The following is a 16,141-nucleotide window of genomic DNA, read 5'->3' as shown; positions in this document are numbered from 1 at the left end:
TAACGTCTGCAAGCGTGCTTATCGGATGGCGTGCCGTCCCTGTCAAGCGAGGCGCCCTGGCGCTGGGCTGCACCGCGGCGGTGCTGATGGGCGTCGTTGGGTGCACGACGGTGACCGAGGGCACGGCCACGCCCGACACCCGGCTTGCCCCGGCGTACCGGTCGTCGGTATCCCTGTCGGTGTCGGCCTCGTCGGCGACGTCGAGCATCCGGGAGTCTCAGCGACAACAATCGCTGACGACCAAGGCCATTCGCAGCTCCTGCGACACGCTGGCTACCACCAGCAAGGACGCCATCGACAAGGTCAATGCGTTTGTCTCGGCGTTCAACGCGGGCCGCAACACCGGCCCGACCGAAGGCCCGGCCATCGACGCGCTCAACAACAGCGCATCGGCGGTCTCGGGCAGCATCAGCGACGCGATCTCGCAGCAGCTGCGGGACGCGTTCAACGCGTATGACGACGCGGCCCGCGCGGTCGCCAACGCCATCGGCACGCACGCGCCGACGGGGGAGTTCAACCGCCGCGTAGACCAGCTCAACGACACCAAGACCAAAGCGCTAAAACTGTGCCTGGCTGCCTTCTGAGGCGGCCGTGTCCGTCGGGTTTCGCTTGTGCGACGATAATGCCGATCCCACGGCGTGCGAATGGTTAGAGGAGGTTCCACTGTGGTCGCGGCGGATCACGCCCCGAGTTACGCTCGCAAACTGGGCATCCAACGAGACCAAGTCGTTCAGGAGTGGGGGTGGGACGAAGACACCGACGACGACATCCGCGCTGCGGTCGAGGAAGCGTGTGGCGGTGAGCTGCTCGACGAAGACAGCGACGAGGTGATCGACGTCGTCCTGCTGTGGTGGCGAGACGGAGACGGCGATCTGGTGGACACCCTGATGGACGCCATCACCCCGCTGGCCGAAGACGGCGTGATCTGGGTGCTGACGCCCAAGACGGGCAGGCCCGGTCACGTGCTGCCCGCCGAGATCGCCGAGGCGGCCCCCACCGCCGGCCTGATGCCGACCTCGTCGGTCAACCTCGGGGACTGGAGCGCCAGCCGGTTGGTGCAGCCCAAATCGCGGGCCGGGAAGCGCTGATGCTGGACGTCGGCGCCACCGCCCCCGACTTCACGCTGCGCGACCAGAATCAGCAGCCCGTCACGCTCAGCGATTACCGCGGATCCAAGAATGTGCTGCTGGTGTTCTTCCCGCTGGCCTTCACCGGGATTTGCCAGGGCGAGCTGGACCGGTTGCGCGATCACCTGCCCGACTTCGACAACGATGACAGCGTGGCGCTCGCCATTTCGGTGGGCCCACCGCCCACCCACAAGATCTGGGCGACCGAGAGTGGTTTCACGTTCCCGGTGTTATCGGACTTCTGGCCGCACGGCGCGGTGAGCCAGGCCTACGGCGTATTCAACGACGCGGCGGGGATTTCCAACCGGGGTACCTTCGTCGTCGATCGGTCGGGGATCATTCGGTTCGCCGAGATGAAGCAGCCCGGTGAAGTCCGCGACCAGCGGCTGTGGACCGAGGCCCTGGCGGCCTTAAAGGCTTGAGTGGGCCTGAGCTGGCCGCTTGGCCTTCTGGCGTGTAGCCTGCGGCGGGCACGGGGCGCGTAGCTCAGTGGTAGAGCTCTGGTTTTACACACCAGCGGTCGGCGGTTCGATCCCGTCCGCGCCCACCAGGTTCGCGAGCGTAACGTCATTGCGACTTTCGGCGCCTTGGATTCAAGGCCGCGGACCCGTCGCAGGTTGCACACTCGACGCCGGTGGTTAGACGATCCGCCAGCCGCGACGCGCGCGAAACCGCATGTCCCACAGGTAGAGCCGATAGGTGAACAGCCACGCCCGATGCGGGATCAGCCGGTCGGCCAGCCGCAGGGCGGACAGCAGCCACTCGAACCGGCGTTGCTGGGACTGCGACCAATCCAGCTGCATCATCGCCCGGAACTCCGGCGCCAAAAACCCCGTGGTCGCAAACAGGTTGAACGGGCCCGCCAGCGCGCGTAACGGCCACGGCAGAAACGCCATCGAGGCCACCCCGCGAAGATGCTCTCGCACCGGCGGGTCGATCCGCAGCTCGTCTAGCGTGCGCTTCCAGTACTCGTCGAAGGCGCCCCGGTCCGGCGGCCACATGTGCTCGGGCACCTGCAGCGTGGTCCCCAACCGTCTGGCGTCGCGATAGACGGCGTCGGCGGCGCTGTCGTCCAGCGGGCCATGCAGGAACTCGTGCTGGTCGACGAAGTAGCGGTACAGGCACGAGGCCACCCACAGCTGCAGCTTGGGGTCGAATGCGTTGTAGGACACCGGGCTCGACGACGTCGACCGAACCTGCCGGTGCGCGATGTCCACGGCGCCGCGGATCAGGGCGCGGTCGGATTCGGTCCCGGTGGTCGCGACCGCCAGGTAGGTGCCGGTGGTGCGGGCGCGCTTGTACGGATGCTTGTAGACATTGCCGCTGTCCACCGGACTTTCCAGCACGCCATAACCGACGCCCGGCATCGACAGCTGCATGATCACATTCGCGGCCGGCAGCAACAACGCCGCCGGGTTCAACAGGTCGGCGACCCGGGTTGCGGGCCGCCTCATGGTGACAGCTGCCTCATAGGTTCGAGTAGACCACGTGTGAGACGCTGCCGGGGTGTTTGCGTCGACAGGGCAGGCCCGGATCATCGGCGTGTTGGTCGGCTACCTGGCCGACCTCGTGCTGGGTGACCCGAAGAGAGGTCATCCGGTCGCGTTGTTCGGTCGAGCGGCCGCGGAGTTGGAGCGGGTCACCTACCGCGACAGCAAGATCGCCGGCGCGGTTCACGTGGGCCTGGCAGTCGGTGCGGCGGTTCTGCTGGGTGCGGCCCTGCAACGCCGGGGCCGGTTCTGGACCATGGCGGCCACCGCGGGCGCCACTTGGGTATCGCTGGGCGGCACCTCGTTGGCGCGCACTGGCCTGCGGATGTCGGAGTTGCTGGACCGCGGCGACGTCGAGGCCGCCCGACGGCTGTTGCCGTCGCTGTGTGGGCGCGATCCGGGCCGACTCGACCGCGACGGCCTGACACGCGCGGCGCTGGAATCGGTGGCGGAGAACACGTCCGACGCCGAGGTGGCACCGCTGCTGTGGGCGGCGGTCGGGGGAGCGCCGGCGGCCTTGGGGTATCGCGCCGTCAACACCTTGGACTCGATGACCGGCTACCGTTCGCCGCGCTATCTCCGATTCGGCTGGGCCGCAGCGCGATTGGATGACCTGGCCAACTATGTCGGCGCGCGTGCGACGGCATTGCTGGTGGTGGTGTGCGCGCCGATCGTCGGTGGATCACCGTCGGGCGCGGTGCGGGCCTGGCGACGGGATGCCTCCAGGCATCCGAGCCCCAACGCCGGAGTGGTCGAGGCGGCCTTTGCCGGGGCCCTTCGCGTGCGGCTCGGGGGGCCCACCCAGTACCGTCACGAGCTGCAGATCCGGCCCACCCTCGGCGATGGTCCGCCACCCACCGTGGCCGATCTGCGTCGCGCGGTGGTGTTGTCGCGGGCGGTACAGGCGGGCGCCGCCGTGGTCGTCGGGCTGTGTCTTCAGCGCCGACGGCCGTAGCGGTCGGCGAGCTTCTCCTCGACCGTCATCGACTTGTCCGACGGCGGCGCCGGTTTCTCCTTGCGGTGGGCGCGGATCTCGGAGTAGACGAAATAGCCCAATCCGATCGGTGCGAGGATGCCGAACGAGATCCACTGGATGCCGTAGGACAGGAATGGCCCGGCGTCCAGATGCGGCACGCCGATCACGCCAAGCCCGCCGGGTTGGCCCTCGACCAGCTGCAGATACGAGCCGGCCAGCGGGATTGCCGTCAACGCGGCCACCTGTCCGGTGTTGATCGAATACACCTGCCGGACACCGTCTCCGGTGAACGGATCCTTGCCCCGGGCGGTCGGCTCGGAGTCACGCAGCCGGGCTGTGATGGTCACGGTTTGCTCCGGCGGGCGGGGGATCGGTGGCACGTGGGAGCCGCGCTCGGGCCGCACGTACCCCCGGTCGACCAGGACGGTCGGTCCGCCGTCGACGACGAAGGGCGCCAGCACCTCGAACGCCGGGTCGCCCTCGACCACCCGCAACCGCGCCAGCACCTGCACGTCCGCCAGGTAATGCCCGGTCGCCGTGACCCTGCGCCACTGTGCGTCCCGCGCCGTCGAATCCTGCTGCGGTAACAGGGTTTTCAGCGATACGGGGGGAGTGTTGAGGGAATACTCGATCTGGTGGTTTTCCCGCGATGTCCTGGTGTTCTTTCCCAGCTGCCACGGCGCGAGCACCATGAAGCACAGGTAGGTGAACGCGACGACCACCAGGGCCAGCGCTATCCATCCGGGCCGCAGCAGGAAAGCCAGGCGGCGCATCACCCCTGGCCGTCCTGACCGAGTCGCTCGTCTACCCAGTCGTGCAGGCCGGGCAGGGCCGCCTCGATGACGGCCAAAACCTCCTCGAAGTCGTGGTAGTCGCCGTAGTACGGGTCCTCGACGTCGAGGGCATAGGGACCTGACCGTGGGTCAAAGGATCGCAGCATCCGTATCCGGGCCTCCTCGACGCCCAGCATTCGCAGCATCCGAACATGGTTGCGGCCCAAGGCCACCACCAGATCGGCCGACAGGTGGTCGGCGTCCAGCTGCGCGGCCCGGTGCCCGGTGGGATAGCCGTGGGCACGCAGAACCCGGGTCGCGCGCTCGTCGGCGCCGTCGCCGACGTGCCAGTTGCCGGTGCCCGCGCTGGTCACCCGCACCGCGTCGCCCAGGCCGCGCCGACGGAGCTGGTCGGCGAACACCTTCTCGGCCATCGCCGAACGGCAGATGTTGCCGGTACAGACGAACGTCACGTGTAACGGATCAGACACCCAACGCCCTCCGCAGCTCGTCGACGGTCCCTACGTGCGTTGCCGTCGGCGCGCTGCCGTCGGCGAAGTCGGCTCGCCCATAGCCCCAGCCGACCACCAGCGCGTCGATGCCGTGCGCGGCCGCCCCGTCGACGTCGTGGCTGCGGTCACCGACCATGAGCACGCGCTCGGGCACCGGCTGCAGCTGTGCGAGCGCGTGCGCCAGCACCTCGGCCTTGCTGCGGCGGGTGCCGTCCGGACTCGCGCCGGCGATGACCTCGAAATGCCTCTCAAGCCCGAAATGGGCGAGGATGCGTCGCGCCGTCGGTTCCAGCTTGGAGGTGGCCACGGCCAGCCGGACACCGGCGGCGCTCAGGTCGGCCAGTAGCGGAGCGATCCCGTCGTACAGGCTGTTCATCGCCCAGCCGCGGGTGCCGTACTCGGCCCGGAAGGCCGCGATAGCCTCTCCGGTGTACTCGCCGAGCTCCATCGCGTGCAATGTTTCGTCCATCGGGGGGCCGACGATCCGGGCGGCCAAATCACCGTCCGGCACAGCGGCACCGACCCGATCGAGCGCGTGGCGGAAGCTGGCGACAATCCCATCCGCGGAGTCCGTGAGGGTGCCGTCGAGGTCGAAGATTACGAGCTGCGGCGTCGCGGCCGCGGGGTCTCCCTGCGATTCGGTCCTGCCCGCCATGGTGTCGGTCACGCTTGCCATTGTCGTTGATGGTTTGGTTGCACGGTCGGCTCGTCTGTCGATCTTGCACGCCCCTTGACGGGCGCCGCTTGGGTATCGATCGAGGCGTGTACACGGTGCCCGATGATTTTGATGCCCCGTTGCCCGACGACCTTTGATTTCGCCGCGACGTGTTGCGCTGCACCAGTGCGCAGGTACGCGCATGCCAACCCCTATGGCTCGGCGGCGATGCTCTGGATTCCTCGCTAACGCACTGGCCCACTACTGTTTGACGCTGTGGCGAGTCTTGACATAAGCCCGCTCGCGGCGGCGCGTTACCACGGCGATCAGGCCGCCGCGCCCGGCATGCTGGATTTCGCCGTCAACGTCCGTCATGCCCAACCGCCGGCGTGGCTGGTGCAGCGGCTGGCCGCGCGGCTGCCGGACCTGGCGCGCTACCCAAGCGCTGACGATGTCCACCGCGCACAAGACGCGGTGGCGGCCCGTCACCGCCGCGCCCGCGATGAGGTGATGCCGCTGGCGGGGGCGGCAGAGGGGTTCGGGCTGCTGAGCAACCTGCGTCCGGCGCGGGCGGCGATCGTCGCGCCGGCGTTCACCGAGCCGGCCGCCGCCCTGACCGCCGCTGGAGTGCGGGTGCACCACGTCGTGCTCGATCCGCCGTTCAGCCTGGACGGTGCGCAGGTGCCCGACGACGCCGACCTGGTCGTGGTGGGCAATCCGACCAACCCCACCTCGGTGCTGCACACCCGCGAACAGCTCCTCGCATTGCGCCGGCCCGGGCGCATTCTCGTGGTCGACGAGGCGTTCGCGGATTCGATTCCCGGCGAGCCGCAGTCGCTGGCCGGTGACGCGCTGCCCGACGTGCTGGTGCTGCGCAGTCTGACCAAGACCTGGTCGCTGGCCGGGCTGCGGGTGGGCTATGCCCTCGGCTCGCCGGATGTGCTGGCCCGATTGACCGCGCAGCGTGCGCACTGGCCGCTGGGCACGCTGCAACTGACGGCCATCGCGGCTTGCTGCGCTCCCCAAGCCGTGGCTGACGCGGCCGCCGATGCCGCGCGGTTGGCCGCGCTGCGTGCGCAGCTGGCGGCCGGCCTGCAATGCGTGGGTGTCGACGTGATCGAGGGTCGGGCCCCGTTCGTGCTGTTCCGCACACCCGGCGCCGAGATGATACGAAAACACCTGCACGACAAGGGAATTGCGGTACGCCGCTGTGATACCTTCGTCGGCCTGGACGATCGGTATCTGCGGGCGGCGGTGCGCCCGGAGTGGCCGCTGCTGACCGACGCGATCGCGGAGGTGCTGCGGTGAGTGTGCGCCTGTGCGACGTCATCGAGGTGCTAGACGAGGCCTACCCACCGCAACTTGCTCAGTCGTGGGATTCGGTCGGCCTGGTGTGTGGCGACCCCGAGGATGTGCTGGACTCGGTGACGATCGCCGTCGATGCGACGCCGGCGGTCGTCGACCAGGTTCCGCAGGCCGGCCTGCTGTTGGCCCATCACCCGTTGCTGTTGCGCGGGGTCGATACCGTTGCGGCCAGCACGCCCAAGGGCGCGCTCGTGCACCGCCTGATCCGAACCGGGCGCTCCCTGTTCACCGCGCACACCAACGCCGACTCGGCGTCACCGGGCGTGTCCGACGCGCTGGCGCACGCCCTTGGCCTCACCGTCGAAGCCGTGCTCGAGCCGGTGCCGGCCGCGTCCGATCGGGACAAGTGGGTCATCTATGTGCCGCGCGAGCACGCAGAAGCGGTGCGGGCGGCGGTGTTTGAGGCCGGCGCCGGCCACATCGGTGACTATGCGCACTGCAGCTGGAGCGCCAGCGGTACCGGGCAGTTTCTGCCGCAGGAAGGGGCGTCGCCGACGGTAGGCAGCATCGGCACCGTCGAGCAGGTGGCCGAAGACCGGGTCGAGGTCGTCGCGCCCGCGCGAGTGCGGGCCGCCGTATTGTCGGCGATGCGCGCCGCGCATCCGTACGAGGAACCGGCGTTCGACATCTTCGCGCTGGTTCCGCCGCCCACCCAAGCCGGGCTGGGCCGCATCGGCTCACTGCCACAACCCGAACCGCTGCGCGCCTTCGTCGCTCGCGTCGGCGCCGCATTGCCGCAGACATCCTCCGGCGTGCGCGCAGCCGGGGATCCCGACATGCCCGTATCACGGGTCGCGGTCTGCGGTGGCGCCGGGGACTCGTTACTGGGCGCCGCCGCCGCCGCGGGTGTGCAGGCGTATGTCACGGCCGATTTGCGGCACCACCCGGCCGACGAGCATTGCCGGGCCTCGGATGTCGCCCTGATCGACGTCGCGCATTGGGCAAGCGAATTTCCTTGGTGTGACCAGGCGGCCGGCGTGTTGCAGTCCCGATTCGGCGCGGAGCTACCGGTGCGGGTGTGCGCCATCCGCACCGATCCGTGGAACTTGGACACTTCACGGGCGGGCGAGACTGGGAGAGATCGGTCATGAAAGCCGAAGTAGCACAGCAACGTTCGCTGCTGGAGTTGTCGAAGCTGGACGCTGAGCTGTCTCGGATCGCACACCGCGCTTCCCATCTGCCGCAGCGGGAGGCCCACGAGCGGGTACGGCTCGAGCACAGCGCCGCCAACGACCGGCTGGCAGCCGTGCGAATCGCCTTGGCGGACTTGGACACCCAGGTCTCGCGTCTTGAGTCTGAGATCGACGCGGTGCGCCAGCGCGAAGACCGGGACCGGTTGTTACTCAAGTCGGGGGCGACCGACGCCAAGCAATTGACCGACCTGCAGCACGAACTGGAGACCCTGGTTCGCCGGCAGACCAGCCTCGAAGATTCGCTGCTGGAGGTGATGGAGCGCCGCGAGGAGCTGGCGGCCCAGCAGGCCGCCGAGTTGGCGGTGATCGAGAAGTTGCAGGCCGACCTGGCCAGCGCCCAGCAGGAACTCGACGCCGCGCTCGCCGAGATCGACCAGGCCCGCAACGAACGTTCGTCGCGCCGCGACGCGCTACACGCGACGCTGGACCCCGATCTTTCGGCGCTCTACGAACGGCAACGCGCCAGGGGCGGGCCGGGGGCCGGGCTGTTGCAGGGACATCGGTGCGGTGCCTGCCGGATCGAGATCGGCCGTGGCGAGCTGGCCCGCATCACGGCGGCAGCCGAGGACGATGTGGTGCGGTGTCCGGAATGTGGTGCGATCCTGTTGCGGGTCAAGGGATTCGAGCAGTGAAAGTCATCATCGAGGCTGACGGCGGGTCGCGGGGCAACCCCGGGCCGGCCGGATACGGCGCGGTGGTGTGGACCGCGGACCGCTCGACCATAGTGGCGGAGAGCAAGCAGGCTATCGGCCGTGCGACCAACAACGTCGCCGAATACCGGGGCCTGATAGCGGGTTTGGACGATGCCGTGAAGATGGGTGCCACCGAAGCCCTGGTCTTGATGGACTCCAAGCTGGTGGTTGAGCAGATGGCCGGGCGTTGGAAGGTCAAGCACCCCGACTTGGTGGAGTTGCACGCCCAGGCTCAGGCGCTGGCGGCGCGGTTTCGCCGGATCAGCTACACGTGGGTTCCGCGGTCCCGCAACGTGCACGCCGATCGGTTGGCCAACGAGGCGATGGACGCGGCGGCGCTCACCACCAATCCGGTCAGGGTCGACAATGCGCCCGTTCCGGTTGCCGAGACCGCCAGAAGGGTTGCGACGGAGTCCCCGCCGGCTCCCGGCTGGACCGGCGCCCGCGGGACGCCCACCCGGCTGCTGTTGTTACGGCACGGGCAGACGGAGCTTTCGGTGCAGCGCCGCTATTCGGGGCGCGGCGACCCGGCATTGAATGAAGTGGGGTGGCGGCAGGCGGGGTTGGCGGCGCGGTACCTGTCGCAGAAGGGCGGGATCGCCGCAGTGGTCTCGTCGCCGCTGCAACGGGCCTTGGACACCGCGGAGACGGCCGCCCGGGCGCTGCGCCTGGACGTGACCGTCGATGAAGACGTGATCGAGACCGACTTCGGGGCCTGGGAGGGGTTGACGTTTGCCGAGGCCGCCGCGCGCGATCCCGAGTTGCATCGTCGCTGGCTGCACGACACCAGCGCCACGCCGCCGGGTGGTGAAAGCTTCGAGGACGTGCTTCAGCGGGTGCTCAGGGCTCGCGACCGGATCATCGCCGGGCACGAAGGCGAGACGGTGCTGGTGGTCTCGCACGTCACGCCGATCAAGATGTTGCTGCGGTTAGCGCTGGATGCCGGCGCCGGCCTCCTCTACCGGTTGCATCTTGACCTGGCGTCGTTGAGCATCGCGGAGTTCTACTCCGATGGCGCGTCATCGGTGCGGCTGGTCAACCAGACGGGCTATCTCTAAACGGGAGTGAACTCGACCGGCGGTGCCGCGGGCGATCGAAACGCCCGGATCGTCATGGCTTGGGGCAGGGTCACCGGCACCACCCGGCCGCCGTGTTCGGCGGCGACCTGGAGGGCGCACAACCGCCGTTGGTGCCCATCCGGGTTCGCCACCGAAACACCCAGCAGGTTCCAGTTCAGTGGACGGTCGGCGGCGACGGACATGTCGGTGAGCAGTCCCCCGCGCGACTACTGCGCTGACCGGACGGCGATGATGCCCGAACGCCGGCGCACCCGAGTCGACACGGATCGGCGCTTTCGACCCTGACTGAAGGAATCTTCATAAGTGAGGTACTCTGACGCATGAAGCCCGCGGGAGAAAGTGGGAGGCAGCAATTGGACGAGGATGACAAGCCGCTCAATCGCCTCGAACGACGCAAGCAGCGCACCCGCGCGGCACTGATCAAGGCCGCGCAAGGCTTCATCGCCGCCGGCACGGTCAATGTGCCTGTCCAGGACATCAGCCAAGCCGCCGACGTCGGCGTCGGCTCGTTCTACAACCACTTCGAGAGCAAGGAACAGCTTTTCGAGGCCGCCATCAACGAAGTCCTTGACGCCCACGGGGCGTTGCTCGATGAGTTGACGGCACCGCTGGATGATCCGGCCGAAGCGTTCGCCTGCAGTTTTCGGCTGACAGGACGGATGTTTCGTCGGCCCGACAGCCGTACCGTGCTCAATCACGGACTGGCGCTGATCACCGCCGACCGGGGGTTGGCGCCGCGCGCCAAGCGCGACATCGCCGCCGCCGCCGCGGCAGGCAGGTTTCAGGCGGCAGACCCCGAACTGGCGATGGCCGTCGCCGCGGGAGCGCTGCTGGGCCTGGGCCAATTGCTGCAAGACCAACCCGAGCGCAACGAGGCCCAAGCCACCGACCTCGTCACGGAGGACTTGTTGCGACTTTTTGGGCTGTCCGCGGAGGAGGCACACGAGCTGTGCAGCAAGCCGCTACCGGAGCTCGCTGAACTCGGCCGGCCGCCGCTTCACGCCGCATCGTGAAAGATCAGCCCCATCGCATAGCGTTCGCCTGAGCGGACGGCCGAGAGCCCGTGGCGCACCGGTGCCGCCGACCAACCCCGCTTCGTGGGCACCGGCCGATCCCGGGTGGTGAATAAGTACCCGTGCCCCTGCGGCAATTGCGTTGCGGTGCCACGGGATTGGGCACGAGGACGCTGTTCGACCAGCAAGAATTCGCCGCCGGTGTAGTCGGTGTTCGGATCACTGAGGTTGATCACCACCTGAAGCGGGAATACCAACTCGCCGTAAAGATCCTGGTGTAGGGCATTCCAGTCGTTGGTGCCGTACTTCAACATCAGGGCGGTGGATCTGGTCTGGCCGGCGGCATGGCAGGTGGCCAACCAATCGTCGAGGCTGTCCGGCCAGGGCACGTCCCGGCCCAGCTTGCCCCACCAGTCGCGGGCTATCGGCAGCAACCGGGGATACAGCGCCTGCTTGAGCCCTTCGATCGGCTCGGGGTAGGGGGCGTGGAAGTAGCGGTACTGCCCGGCACCGTACCGCTTTGGCGCCATGTCGATGGTCGAGCGAAACAGGCCGTCGTCGGCGTAGAGCTCGCGCAGCCGCGCCGCCTCGCTGGGCGTGATCAGCTGCGGTAACAGCGCTCCGCCATACTCGTTGATCCCGGCGGTGATGGCGTCCCAATCACCCGCGGCGACGCGTTTGTCCCAGCCGAGCATCGGCATCCTTCCCGTCGTGGGTGATCTGTCCTGTCCACCCTAAGGATCGTGGTGGCCGAGACATTGCGCGGCGGGTAGCGTGATCGTCGCGGACGAGTTGGCTGGGCGGCCGCGGCTCGAGTTGGTCCGACAGGTCCGGCGCCGAGTCGAGGAAAGTCCGGACTTCACAGAGCGGGGTGATTGCTAACGGCAATCCGAGGTGACTCGCGGGAAAGTGCCACAGAAAACAGACCGCCATCCTCGTGGTGGTAAGGGTGAAACGGTGCGGTAAGAGCGCACCAGCATCCCGGGTGACCGGGGTGGCTCGGCAAACCCCACCCGAAGCAAGGCCAAGAAGGCCGCACCGAAGGGTGCGGCCGCGCAGGCGTCCGAGGGTTGCTCGCCCGAGCCTGCGGGTAGGCCGCTTGAGGCACCCGGCGACGGTGTGTCCAGATGGATGGTCGCCGCCGTGCCGCCGTTGGCTAAGCCGCGGCGGCGCGGAACAGAATCCGGCTTACAGGCCAACTCGCCCGCGCTCATGGCGTGCCTTGCGCACCGACTTGTTGAGCTGGCGCAGGGCGGCGTCGAGCCGCTCGCGGCAACGCTCGGCCAAGTCGGCCTCCTGCTGGAACAGCAGGCCGTAGGTGAACGTGTCCTCGCCGGCGGCGGCCGCGGCTTCGGCCTGCTTAATCAGGTGCTGGCGGCTCACCACGCTGTCCTGATGATCACCGAGCAACGTCTGGATGTCCTTTGCCCGCTGGGAGACCCGGTCCGCGCCGGTAGCGGCCGCGGTGTAACGGAGTCGCTTGGCGCGCTTGCGGATCCGGTGCAGCGCCTCGTCGCGATCGTGTTCGTTGCCGTGGCTTGCCCGGGCGGCCTCGGCGGCCTTGCGGACCCGCCGGTAGGCGGGGCCGATGGTTACCGGTTGCGGCGCGTCGCCGGCGGCGGTGACCGGGGATTGGGCCACCAGCGCGTCGAGGGCGTCGAGCAGACGGAAGTATCGCTGGGACCGCATCGCGATCAACGATCTCCGCATCCCGGTCTGGTAGCGCCGCTCGGCACCCCCGACGAGCCGCTCGCGGATCGGCCCACGCACCAACTCCGGGGCCAGTTGGTCCAGGGCGCGCTGGTAGCGCTCGCCGAGCACCTCCGCGTCCCGGGCCACGCCCAAGACACCGGCAAGCTCACGCAGTTCGTCGATGACCCACGCGCCGTCGGGCAGTCCGAACGACTCGTGGGAGTCGCTGAGCAGGCTGCGGATCTTGCGCGTGGTTACCCGCATCTGATGTACGGCGTCGGGCGCGTCGGCGCGCACCGCGCGATCCCACAGCAGCAGTTCGTCGACGTGCTGGGCCACCGCGCGGTGCACCGGGTCCATGGGTGGCTGCGGGCCGCCAGCCGGCGACGCCGCCCCGAGGACTCGCGCCAGTTTCGAGCCGTGACCGGCGGGTGCGGCACCGGCATCGAGCAGCCGGTTGCTCAACCGGTTCAGCAGCTCGCGACCGTCGATCCCATTTGCCGCCCCATCCGTATCGATGAGCTCCAATTCCCACTCGCGCCACTGTTGTTCGGTGGGACCCGCGGTACCCGAGTCCAGACCGTCCGGAGTTCTCGCCGCCCATGCGGTGACGTCGTCATTGCTGAACTCCGCCAGCGCGGTGCCCTCGGCGCTGTACAAGACCTGGCTTTCGCGTTGGGTCGCGATGCGCGCGATCGGCTCAACCGGGCGATCTCGAACGATCGCCAGCACCACGTCCAGCAGCTCGCTTGGCACGGTTTCCCCGGCTGCGCCGCCCGACGCGGCCAGTGGCGCCCGAATTTCCGTGCGGGCGTCCGGTCCGGCCGGCAGTTTCAGGTGCCACCCCGAGTCCGTGCCCCCGGTGCGGCGCCGCAGGGTGATCCTGTTGCGTGCCAGGTCCTGCGTCGGCGTGTCGAAGTACACCGCGTCCAGCGCCTGGGTCGGCGACTTTTCGACGCGCGCCACGGCGGCGATGCCCTCGAACGACGGCGTCACCGTCGACTCCAGTACCTCGAACTTGCGCTCAACCTCCAGATGGCGCGCCGCTTTGGACGCATTTGCGGGCATTTTCGTCTCCGATGCGAGCGCGTCGCCACGGTCGCGGGTCGTGGATGGGTCCCCATAGAGTGCCACACCAGGGTTACGCATCCTCCGGCGAGAGTCGCGCGTTGCCCCCTCAGAAGCAGTGTTCGTCGGCGGGGAAGACCCCGCCGGCCACTTCCTCCGCGTATTGCATTGCCGCGCGGCGCAATTCACCGCCTATTTCGGCGAACCGTTTGACGAAGCGGGCCGCCTTGCCGCTGCTCAGCCCGGCCATGTCCTGCCAGACCAGTACTTGGGCGTCGCAGTTCGGACCGGCGCCGATTCCGACCGTCGGGATGGTGAGCTTGCCGGTGATCTGGGTGGCCAGCTCCGCCGGGACCATCTCCATCACGACCGAAAACGCTCCGGCTTCGGCGACGGCAATCGCGTCGGCGATGGTCTGTTCCGCGGCGTCGCCGCGGCCCTGCACCCGGAAGCCGCCGAGGCTGTTGACGCTTTGCGGGGTGAAGCCGATGTGTGCCATCACCGGGATGCCCGCCGCGGTCAGGCACGCGATCTGCTCGGTCACTCGTTCGCCGCCCTCGAGCTTAACGGCGTGCGCGCCGCCTTCCTTCATGAACCGGGTGGCGGCCGCCAGCGCGGCGGTGGGTCCCGCCTCATAGCTGCCGAACGGCAGGTCGGCGACGACCAGCGCGTGTGGGGCGCCCCGCACCACGCCGCGCACCAACGGAATCAGCTCGTCGAGCGAGACCGGCACCGTGGTGTCGTAGCCGTACACCACATTGGCCGCCGAATCACCGACCAGCAGCACCGGGATGCCGGCCTCGTCGAAAACCCGGGCGGTCGAATAGTCATAGGCCGTGAGCATGGCCCACTTGTGGCCTTCGGTCTTCCATCTCTGCAGATGGTGGGTGCGAATCCTGGTTCTGGGCGCCGACTGGGGTTGGGCGCCGTTTGACCCATAAACATGCTGCTCAGACATCATTGTCCCTAGTGGTGGTCGGGTCGATCCTCGTGGCCCCGAAAGTTTTTATCCTGGGAGGGGTCCCCGGGTTCGTCTGACCCTGACAGTGTGCCATCTCTGGGCGTCGGATGCACCGTCAGGCCCCTGTGAGACATACCATCAGCGGATGCAGCGGCTCAGTGGACTCGATGCCAGCTTCTTGTACCTGGAAACCTCGTCGCAGCCCATGCATGTGTGCTCGATCATGGAATTGGATACCTCCACGATGCCGGGCGGGTACACCTTCGACCGGTTGCGTGACGCATTGTCCCTGCGTATCAAGGCGATGCCGGAGTTCCGCGAGAAGCTTGCCAACAATCCGCTTAACCTCGACCACCCGGTCTGGGTGGACGACGAGAACTTCCATATCGACCGCCATGTGCACCGCATCGGGTTGCCGTCGCCCGGCGGGCGGGCAGAAATGTCGGAAATCTGCGGCCATATCGCGTCGTTGCCGTTGGATCGCAGGCGGCCGCTGTGGGAAATGTGGGTCGTCGAAGGCGTCGCCGGCACCGATTGCCACCGCAAGGGCCGCCTGGGGGTGATGACCAAGGTGCACCACGCCGGCGTGGACGGGGTGACCGGCGCCAACCTGATGTCGCAGCTGTGCACCACCGAAGCCGACGCGCCCGCGCCCGATCCCGTGGACGGCGTCGGCGGCGCCAGCGGCTGGCAGATCGCCGCCGGGGGACTGCTCAGGTTCGCCACCCGGCCCTTGCAGCTGGCCAATCTGGTGCCGGACACCGTGTCCTCGGTGGTCGGGACAGTGCTGCGGGCCCGCGACGGCCTGACCATGGCGCGTCCGTTCGCCGCGCCGCGAACGTCGTTCAACGCCAGCATCAGTGGCCGGCGCAACATCGCGTTGGCCGAGCTGGATCTCGAGGACATCAAGGTGGTGAAGAACCGCTTCGGCGTCAAGGTCAACGATGTGGTGATGGCCTTGGTGGCTGGGGTGCTCCGGCAATACCTGGCCGACCGCAACGCCTTGCCCGACTCGTCGCTGGTTGCCATGGTGCCGATATCGGTGCATGGCAAATCCGATCGCCCCGGCCGCAACCAGGTTTCGGGCATGTTTGCCAACCTGCAAACCCACATTGCCGACCCGGCCGAGCGGCTGAAAGCCATCGCCGCGGCGAACTCGGTTGCCAAGCAACATAGCTCGGCCATTGGTGCCACGCTGTTGCAGGATTGGTCGCAGTTTGCCGCGCCGGCGGTGTTCGGCATCGCCATGCGCGTGTATGCCCGGACGCGGTTGACCGCGAGTCTGCCCGTGCACAACCTGGTGGTCTCCAACGTGCCGGGGCCGCAAATCCCGCTGTACATGCTCGGCTGTGAGGTCAAGGCGATGTATCCGCTGGGACCGATCTTCCACGGCTCGGGCCTCAACATCACCGTGATGTCGCTGAACGGCAAGCTCGACGTCGGGCTGATCTCGTGCCCGGACCTGCTGCCCGACCTATGGGAGATGGCCGACGAGTTCGCCGTCGTGATGGAAGAACTGCTGGCGGCTCGCGGCTAATGACGCGA

At 68.2% G+C, this 16,141-nt stretch carries 17 protein-coding genes, 1 tRNA gene, 1 other RNA gene and 1 pseudogene; 12 read left to right on the top strand and 8 right to left on the bottom strand.

The annotated features are described in order from the left end of the window. Positions 1–14: 14 nt before the first annotated feature. The 4 genes from G6N24_RS10970 (at position 15) to G6N24_RS10955 (ending at position 1,677) form a co-directional block, all read left to right on the top strand. Positions 15–584: a hypothetical protein gene (locus G6N24_RS10970; protein ID WP_085161826.1), complete on the top strand. Its 570-nt coding sequence runs from the start codon at positions 15–17 to the stop codon at positions 582–584. 81 nt (positions 585–665) lie between these two features. Continuing rightward, positions 666–1,088 (top strand): DUF3052 domain-containing protein, encoded by a 423-nt coding sequence (locus tag G6N24_RS10965; RefSeq protein WP_085161827.1) that lies wholly within the window; start codon positions 666–668, stop codon positions 1,086–1,088. Next, the gene (locus G6N24_RS10960; protein WP_085161828.1) at positions 1,088–1,549 is read left to right on the top strand and encodes a peroxiredoxin; all 462 of its coding nucleotides are present in this window, start codon (positions 1,088–1,090) and stop codon (positions 1,547–1,549) included. The genes G6N24_RS10965 and G6N24_RS10960 overlap by 1 nt, the downstream gene beginning before the upstream one ends. A 53-nt stretch (positions 1,550–1,602) precedes the next feature. Beyond that, positions 1,603–1,677 (top strand) — tRNA-Val (locus tag G6N24_RS10955). A gap of 88 nt (positions 1,678–1,765) precedes the next feature. Here the strand turns inward: G6N24_RS10955 and G6N24_RS10950 are convergent. Further along, positions 1,766–2,581, bottom strand: coding sequence for an oxygenase MpaB family protein (locus tag G6N24_RS10950; RefSeq protein ID WP_085161829.1), 816 nt, complete (start codon positions 2,579–2,581; stop codon positions 1,766–1,768). Positions 2,582–2,633: 52 nt separating this feature from the next. Here G6N24_RS10950 and G6N24_RS10945 point away from each other — a divergent pair, with 52 nt between their 5' ends. Next, a complete protein-coding gene (locus tag G6N24_RS10945) occupies positions 2,634–3,572 on the top strand; it encodes a cobalamin biosynthesis protein (protein ID WP_085161830.1) in 939 nt (312 codons plus the stop codon). On the opposite strand, the gene G6N24_RS10940 is transcribed toward G6N24_RS10945, so the two are convergent. The 3 genes from G6N24_RS10940 to G6N24_RS10930 are packed head-to-tail and all read right to left on the bottom strand — an operon-like array spanning position 3,554 to position 5,533. Beyond that, positions 3,554–4,366 carry an SURF1 family cytochrome oxidase biogenesis protein gene (locus tag G6N24_RS10940; protein ID WP_085161831.1) on the bottom strand — a complete coding sequence of 271 codons (813 nt, stop codon included), beginning with the start codon at positions 4,364–4,366 and terminating at the stop codon, positions 3,554–3,556. The two genes, G6N24_RS10945 and G6N24_RS10940, sit on opposite strands and share 19 nt — an antisense overlap. Then, positions 4,366–4,857 carry a low molecular weight protein-tyrosine-phosphatase gene (locus G6N24_RS10935; RefSeq protein ID WP_085161832.1) on the bottom strand — a complete coding sequence of 164 codons (492 nt, stop codon included), beginning with the start codon at positions 4,855–4,857 and terminating at the stop codon, positions 4,366–4,368. The genes G6N24_RS10940 and G6N24_RS10935 overlap by 1 nt, the downstream gene beginning before the upstream one ends. Beyond that, on the bottom strand, positions 4,850–5,533 hold the full coding sequence (locus G6N24_RS10930; RefSeq protein ID WP_085161924.1) for an HAD-IA family hydrolase: 684 nt from the start codon (positions 5,531–5,533) through the stop codon (positions 4,850–4,852). The genes G6N24_RS10935 and G6N24_RS10930 overlap by 8 nt, the downstream gene beginning before the upstream one ends. Positions 5,534–5,809: 276 nt before the next feature. Here G6N24_RS10930 and cobC point away from each other — a divergent pair, with 276 nt between their 5' ends. The 4 genes from cobC to G6N24_RS10910 are packed head-to-tail and all read left to right on the top strand — an operon-like array spanning position 5,810 to position 9,841. Further along, positions 5,810–6,841 (top strand): Rv2231c family pyridoxal phosphate-dependent protein CobC, encoded by a 1,032-nt coding sequence (cobC, locus tag G6N24_RS10925; RefSeq protein ID WP_085161833.1) that lies wholly within the window; start codon positions 5,810–5,812, stop codon positions 6,839–6,841. Further along, positions 6,838–7,989: a Nif3-like dinuclear metal center hexameric protein gene (locus G6N24_RS10920; protein ID WP_085161834.1), complete on the top strand. Its 1,152-nt coding sequence runs from the start codon at positions 6,838–6,840 to the stop codon at positions 7,987–7,989. The genes cobC and G6N24_RS10920 overlap by 4 nt, the downstream gene beginning before the upstream one ends. Beyond that, positions 7,986–8,723 (top strand): zinc ribbon domain-containing protein, encoded by a 738-nt coding sequence (locus G6N24_RS10915; protein ID WP_085161835.1) that lies wholly within the window; start codon positions 7,986–7,988, stop codon positions 8,721–8,723. The genes G6N24_RS10920 and G6N24_RS10915 overlap by 4 nt, the downstream gene beginning before the upstream one ends. After that, positions 8,720–9,841: a bifunctional RNase H/acid phosphatase gene (locus tag G6N24_RS10910; RefSeq protein ID WP_085161836.1), complete on the top strand. Its 1,122-nt coding sequence runs from the start codon at positions 8,720–8,722 to the stop codon at positions 9,839–9,841. The genes G6N24_RS10915 and G6N24_RS10910 overlap by 4 nt, the downstream gene beginning before the upstream one ends. Here G6N24_RS10910 and G6N24_RS10905 read toward each other — a convergent pair. Beyond that, entirely contained in the window at positions 9,838–10,044 is a 207-nt protein-coding gene (locus tag G6N24_RS10905) for a hypothetical protein (protein WP_085161837.1), read from the bottom strand. The genes G6N24_RS10910 and G6N24_RS10905 overlap by 4 nt on opposite strands. Positions 10,045–10,215: 171 nt before the next feature. On the opposite strand from G6N24_RS10905, the gene G6N24_RS10900 reads away from it, so the two are divergent. Next, a complete protein-coding gene (locus G6N24_RS10900; RefSeq protein WP_232070750.1) occupies positions 10,216–10,875 on the top strand; it encodes a TetR/AcrR family transcriptional regulator in 660 nt (219 codons plus the stop codon). Here G6N24_RS10900 and G6N24_RS10895 read toward each other — a convergent pair. Then, positions 10,860–11,570: a 2OG-Fe(II) oxygenase gene (locus G6N24_RS10895; RefSeq protein WP_085161925.1), complete on the bottom strand. Its 711-nt coding sequence runs from the start codon at positions 11,568–11,570 to the stop codon at positions 10,860–10,862. The two genes, G6N24_RS10900 and G6N24_RS10895, sit on opposite strands and share 16 nt — an antisense overlap. 93 nt (positions 11,571–11,663) lie before the next feature. On the opposite strand from G6N24_RS10895, the gene rnpB reads away from it, so the two are divergent. Beyond that, positions 11,664–12,082: RNase P RNA component class A (rnpB, locus tag G6N24_RS10890), an RNA gene on the top strand. A gap of 5 nt (positions 12,083–12,087) precedes the next feature. Here the strand turns inward: rnpB and G6N24_RS10885 are convergent. Continuing rightward, a pseudogene (locus tag G6N24_RS10885) lies at positions 12,088–13,635 on the bottom strand (CYTH and CHAD domain-containing protein); the annotation flags it as partial. Between the two features lie 109 nt (positions 13,636–13,744). Then, positions 13,745–14,593 carry a 3-methyl-2-oxobutanoate hydroxymethyltransferase gene (gene panB / locus G6N24_RS10880; protein WP_085161926.1) on the bottom strand — a complete coding sequence of 283 codons (849 nt, stop codon included), beginning with the start codon at positions 14,591–14,593 and terminating at the stop codon, positions 13,745–13,747. Positions 14,594–14,741: 148 nt separating this feature from the next. On the opposite strand from panB, the gene G6N24_RS10875 reads away from it, so the two are divergent. Further along, complete coding sequence (locus tag G6N24_RS10875) at positions 14,742–16,133, top strand: WS/DGAT/MGAT family O-acyltransferase (RefSeq protein ID WP_085161839.1); 1,392 nt, start codon at positions 14,742–14,744, stop codon at positions 16,131–16,133. Positions 16,134–16,141: the final 8 nt, after the last annotated feature.

The organism is Mycobacterium lacus (assembly GCF_010731535.1).
Lineage (GTDB): Bacteria > Actinomycetota > Actinomycetes > Mycobacteriales > Mycobacteriaceae > Mycobacterium > Mycobacterium lacus.
The sequence above is the reverse complement of the archived record's forward strand: the minus strand, read 5'-3'. Positions and strand labels throughout refer to the sequence as shown.

Excerpts from the sequence above, each read along its gene's own strand:
- G6N24_RS10960 (WP_085161828.1), top strand. The coding sequence starts at position 1,088 with ATGCTGGACGTCGGCGCCACCGCCCCCGACTTCACGCTGCGCGACCAG.
- G6N24_RS10950 (WP_085161829.1), bottom strand. The coding sequence starts at position 2,581 with ATGAGGCGGCCCGCAACCCGGGTCGCCGACCTGTTGAACCCGGCGGCG.
- G6N24_RS10940 (WP_085161831.1), bottom strand. The coding sequence starts at position 4,366 with ATGCGCCGCCTGGCTTTCCTGCTGCGGCCCGGATGGATAGCGCTGGCC.
- G6N24_RS10930 (WP_085161924.1), bottom strand. The coding sequence starts at position 5,533 with ATGGCGGGCAGGACCGAATCGCAGGGAGACCCCGCGGCCGCGACGCCG.
- G6N24_RS10915 (WP_085161835.1), top strand. The coding sequence starts at position 7,986 with ATGAAAGCCGAAGTAGCACAGCAACGTTCGCTGCTGGAGTTGTCGAAG.
- G6N24_RS10905 (WP_085161837.1), bottom strand. The coding sequence starts at position 10,044 with ATGTCCGTCGCCGCCGACCGTCCACTGAACTGGAACCTGCTGGGTGTT.
- G6N24_RS10895 (WP_085161925.1), bottom strand. The coding sequence starts at position 11,570 with ATGCTCGGCTGGGACAAACGCGTCGCCGCGGGTGATTGGGACGCCATC.
- panB (WP_085161926.1), bottom strand. The coding sequence starts at position 14,593 with ATGTCTGAGCAGCATGTTTATGGGTCAAACGGCGCCCAACCCCAGTCG.
- G6N24_RS10875 (WP_085161839.1), top strand. The coding sequence starts at position 14,742 with ATGCAGCGGCTCAGTGGACTCGATGCCAGCTTCTTGTACCTGGAAACC.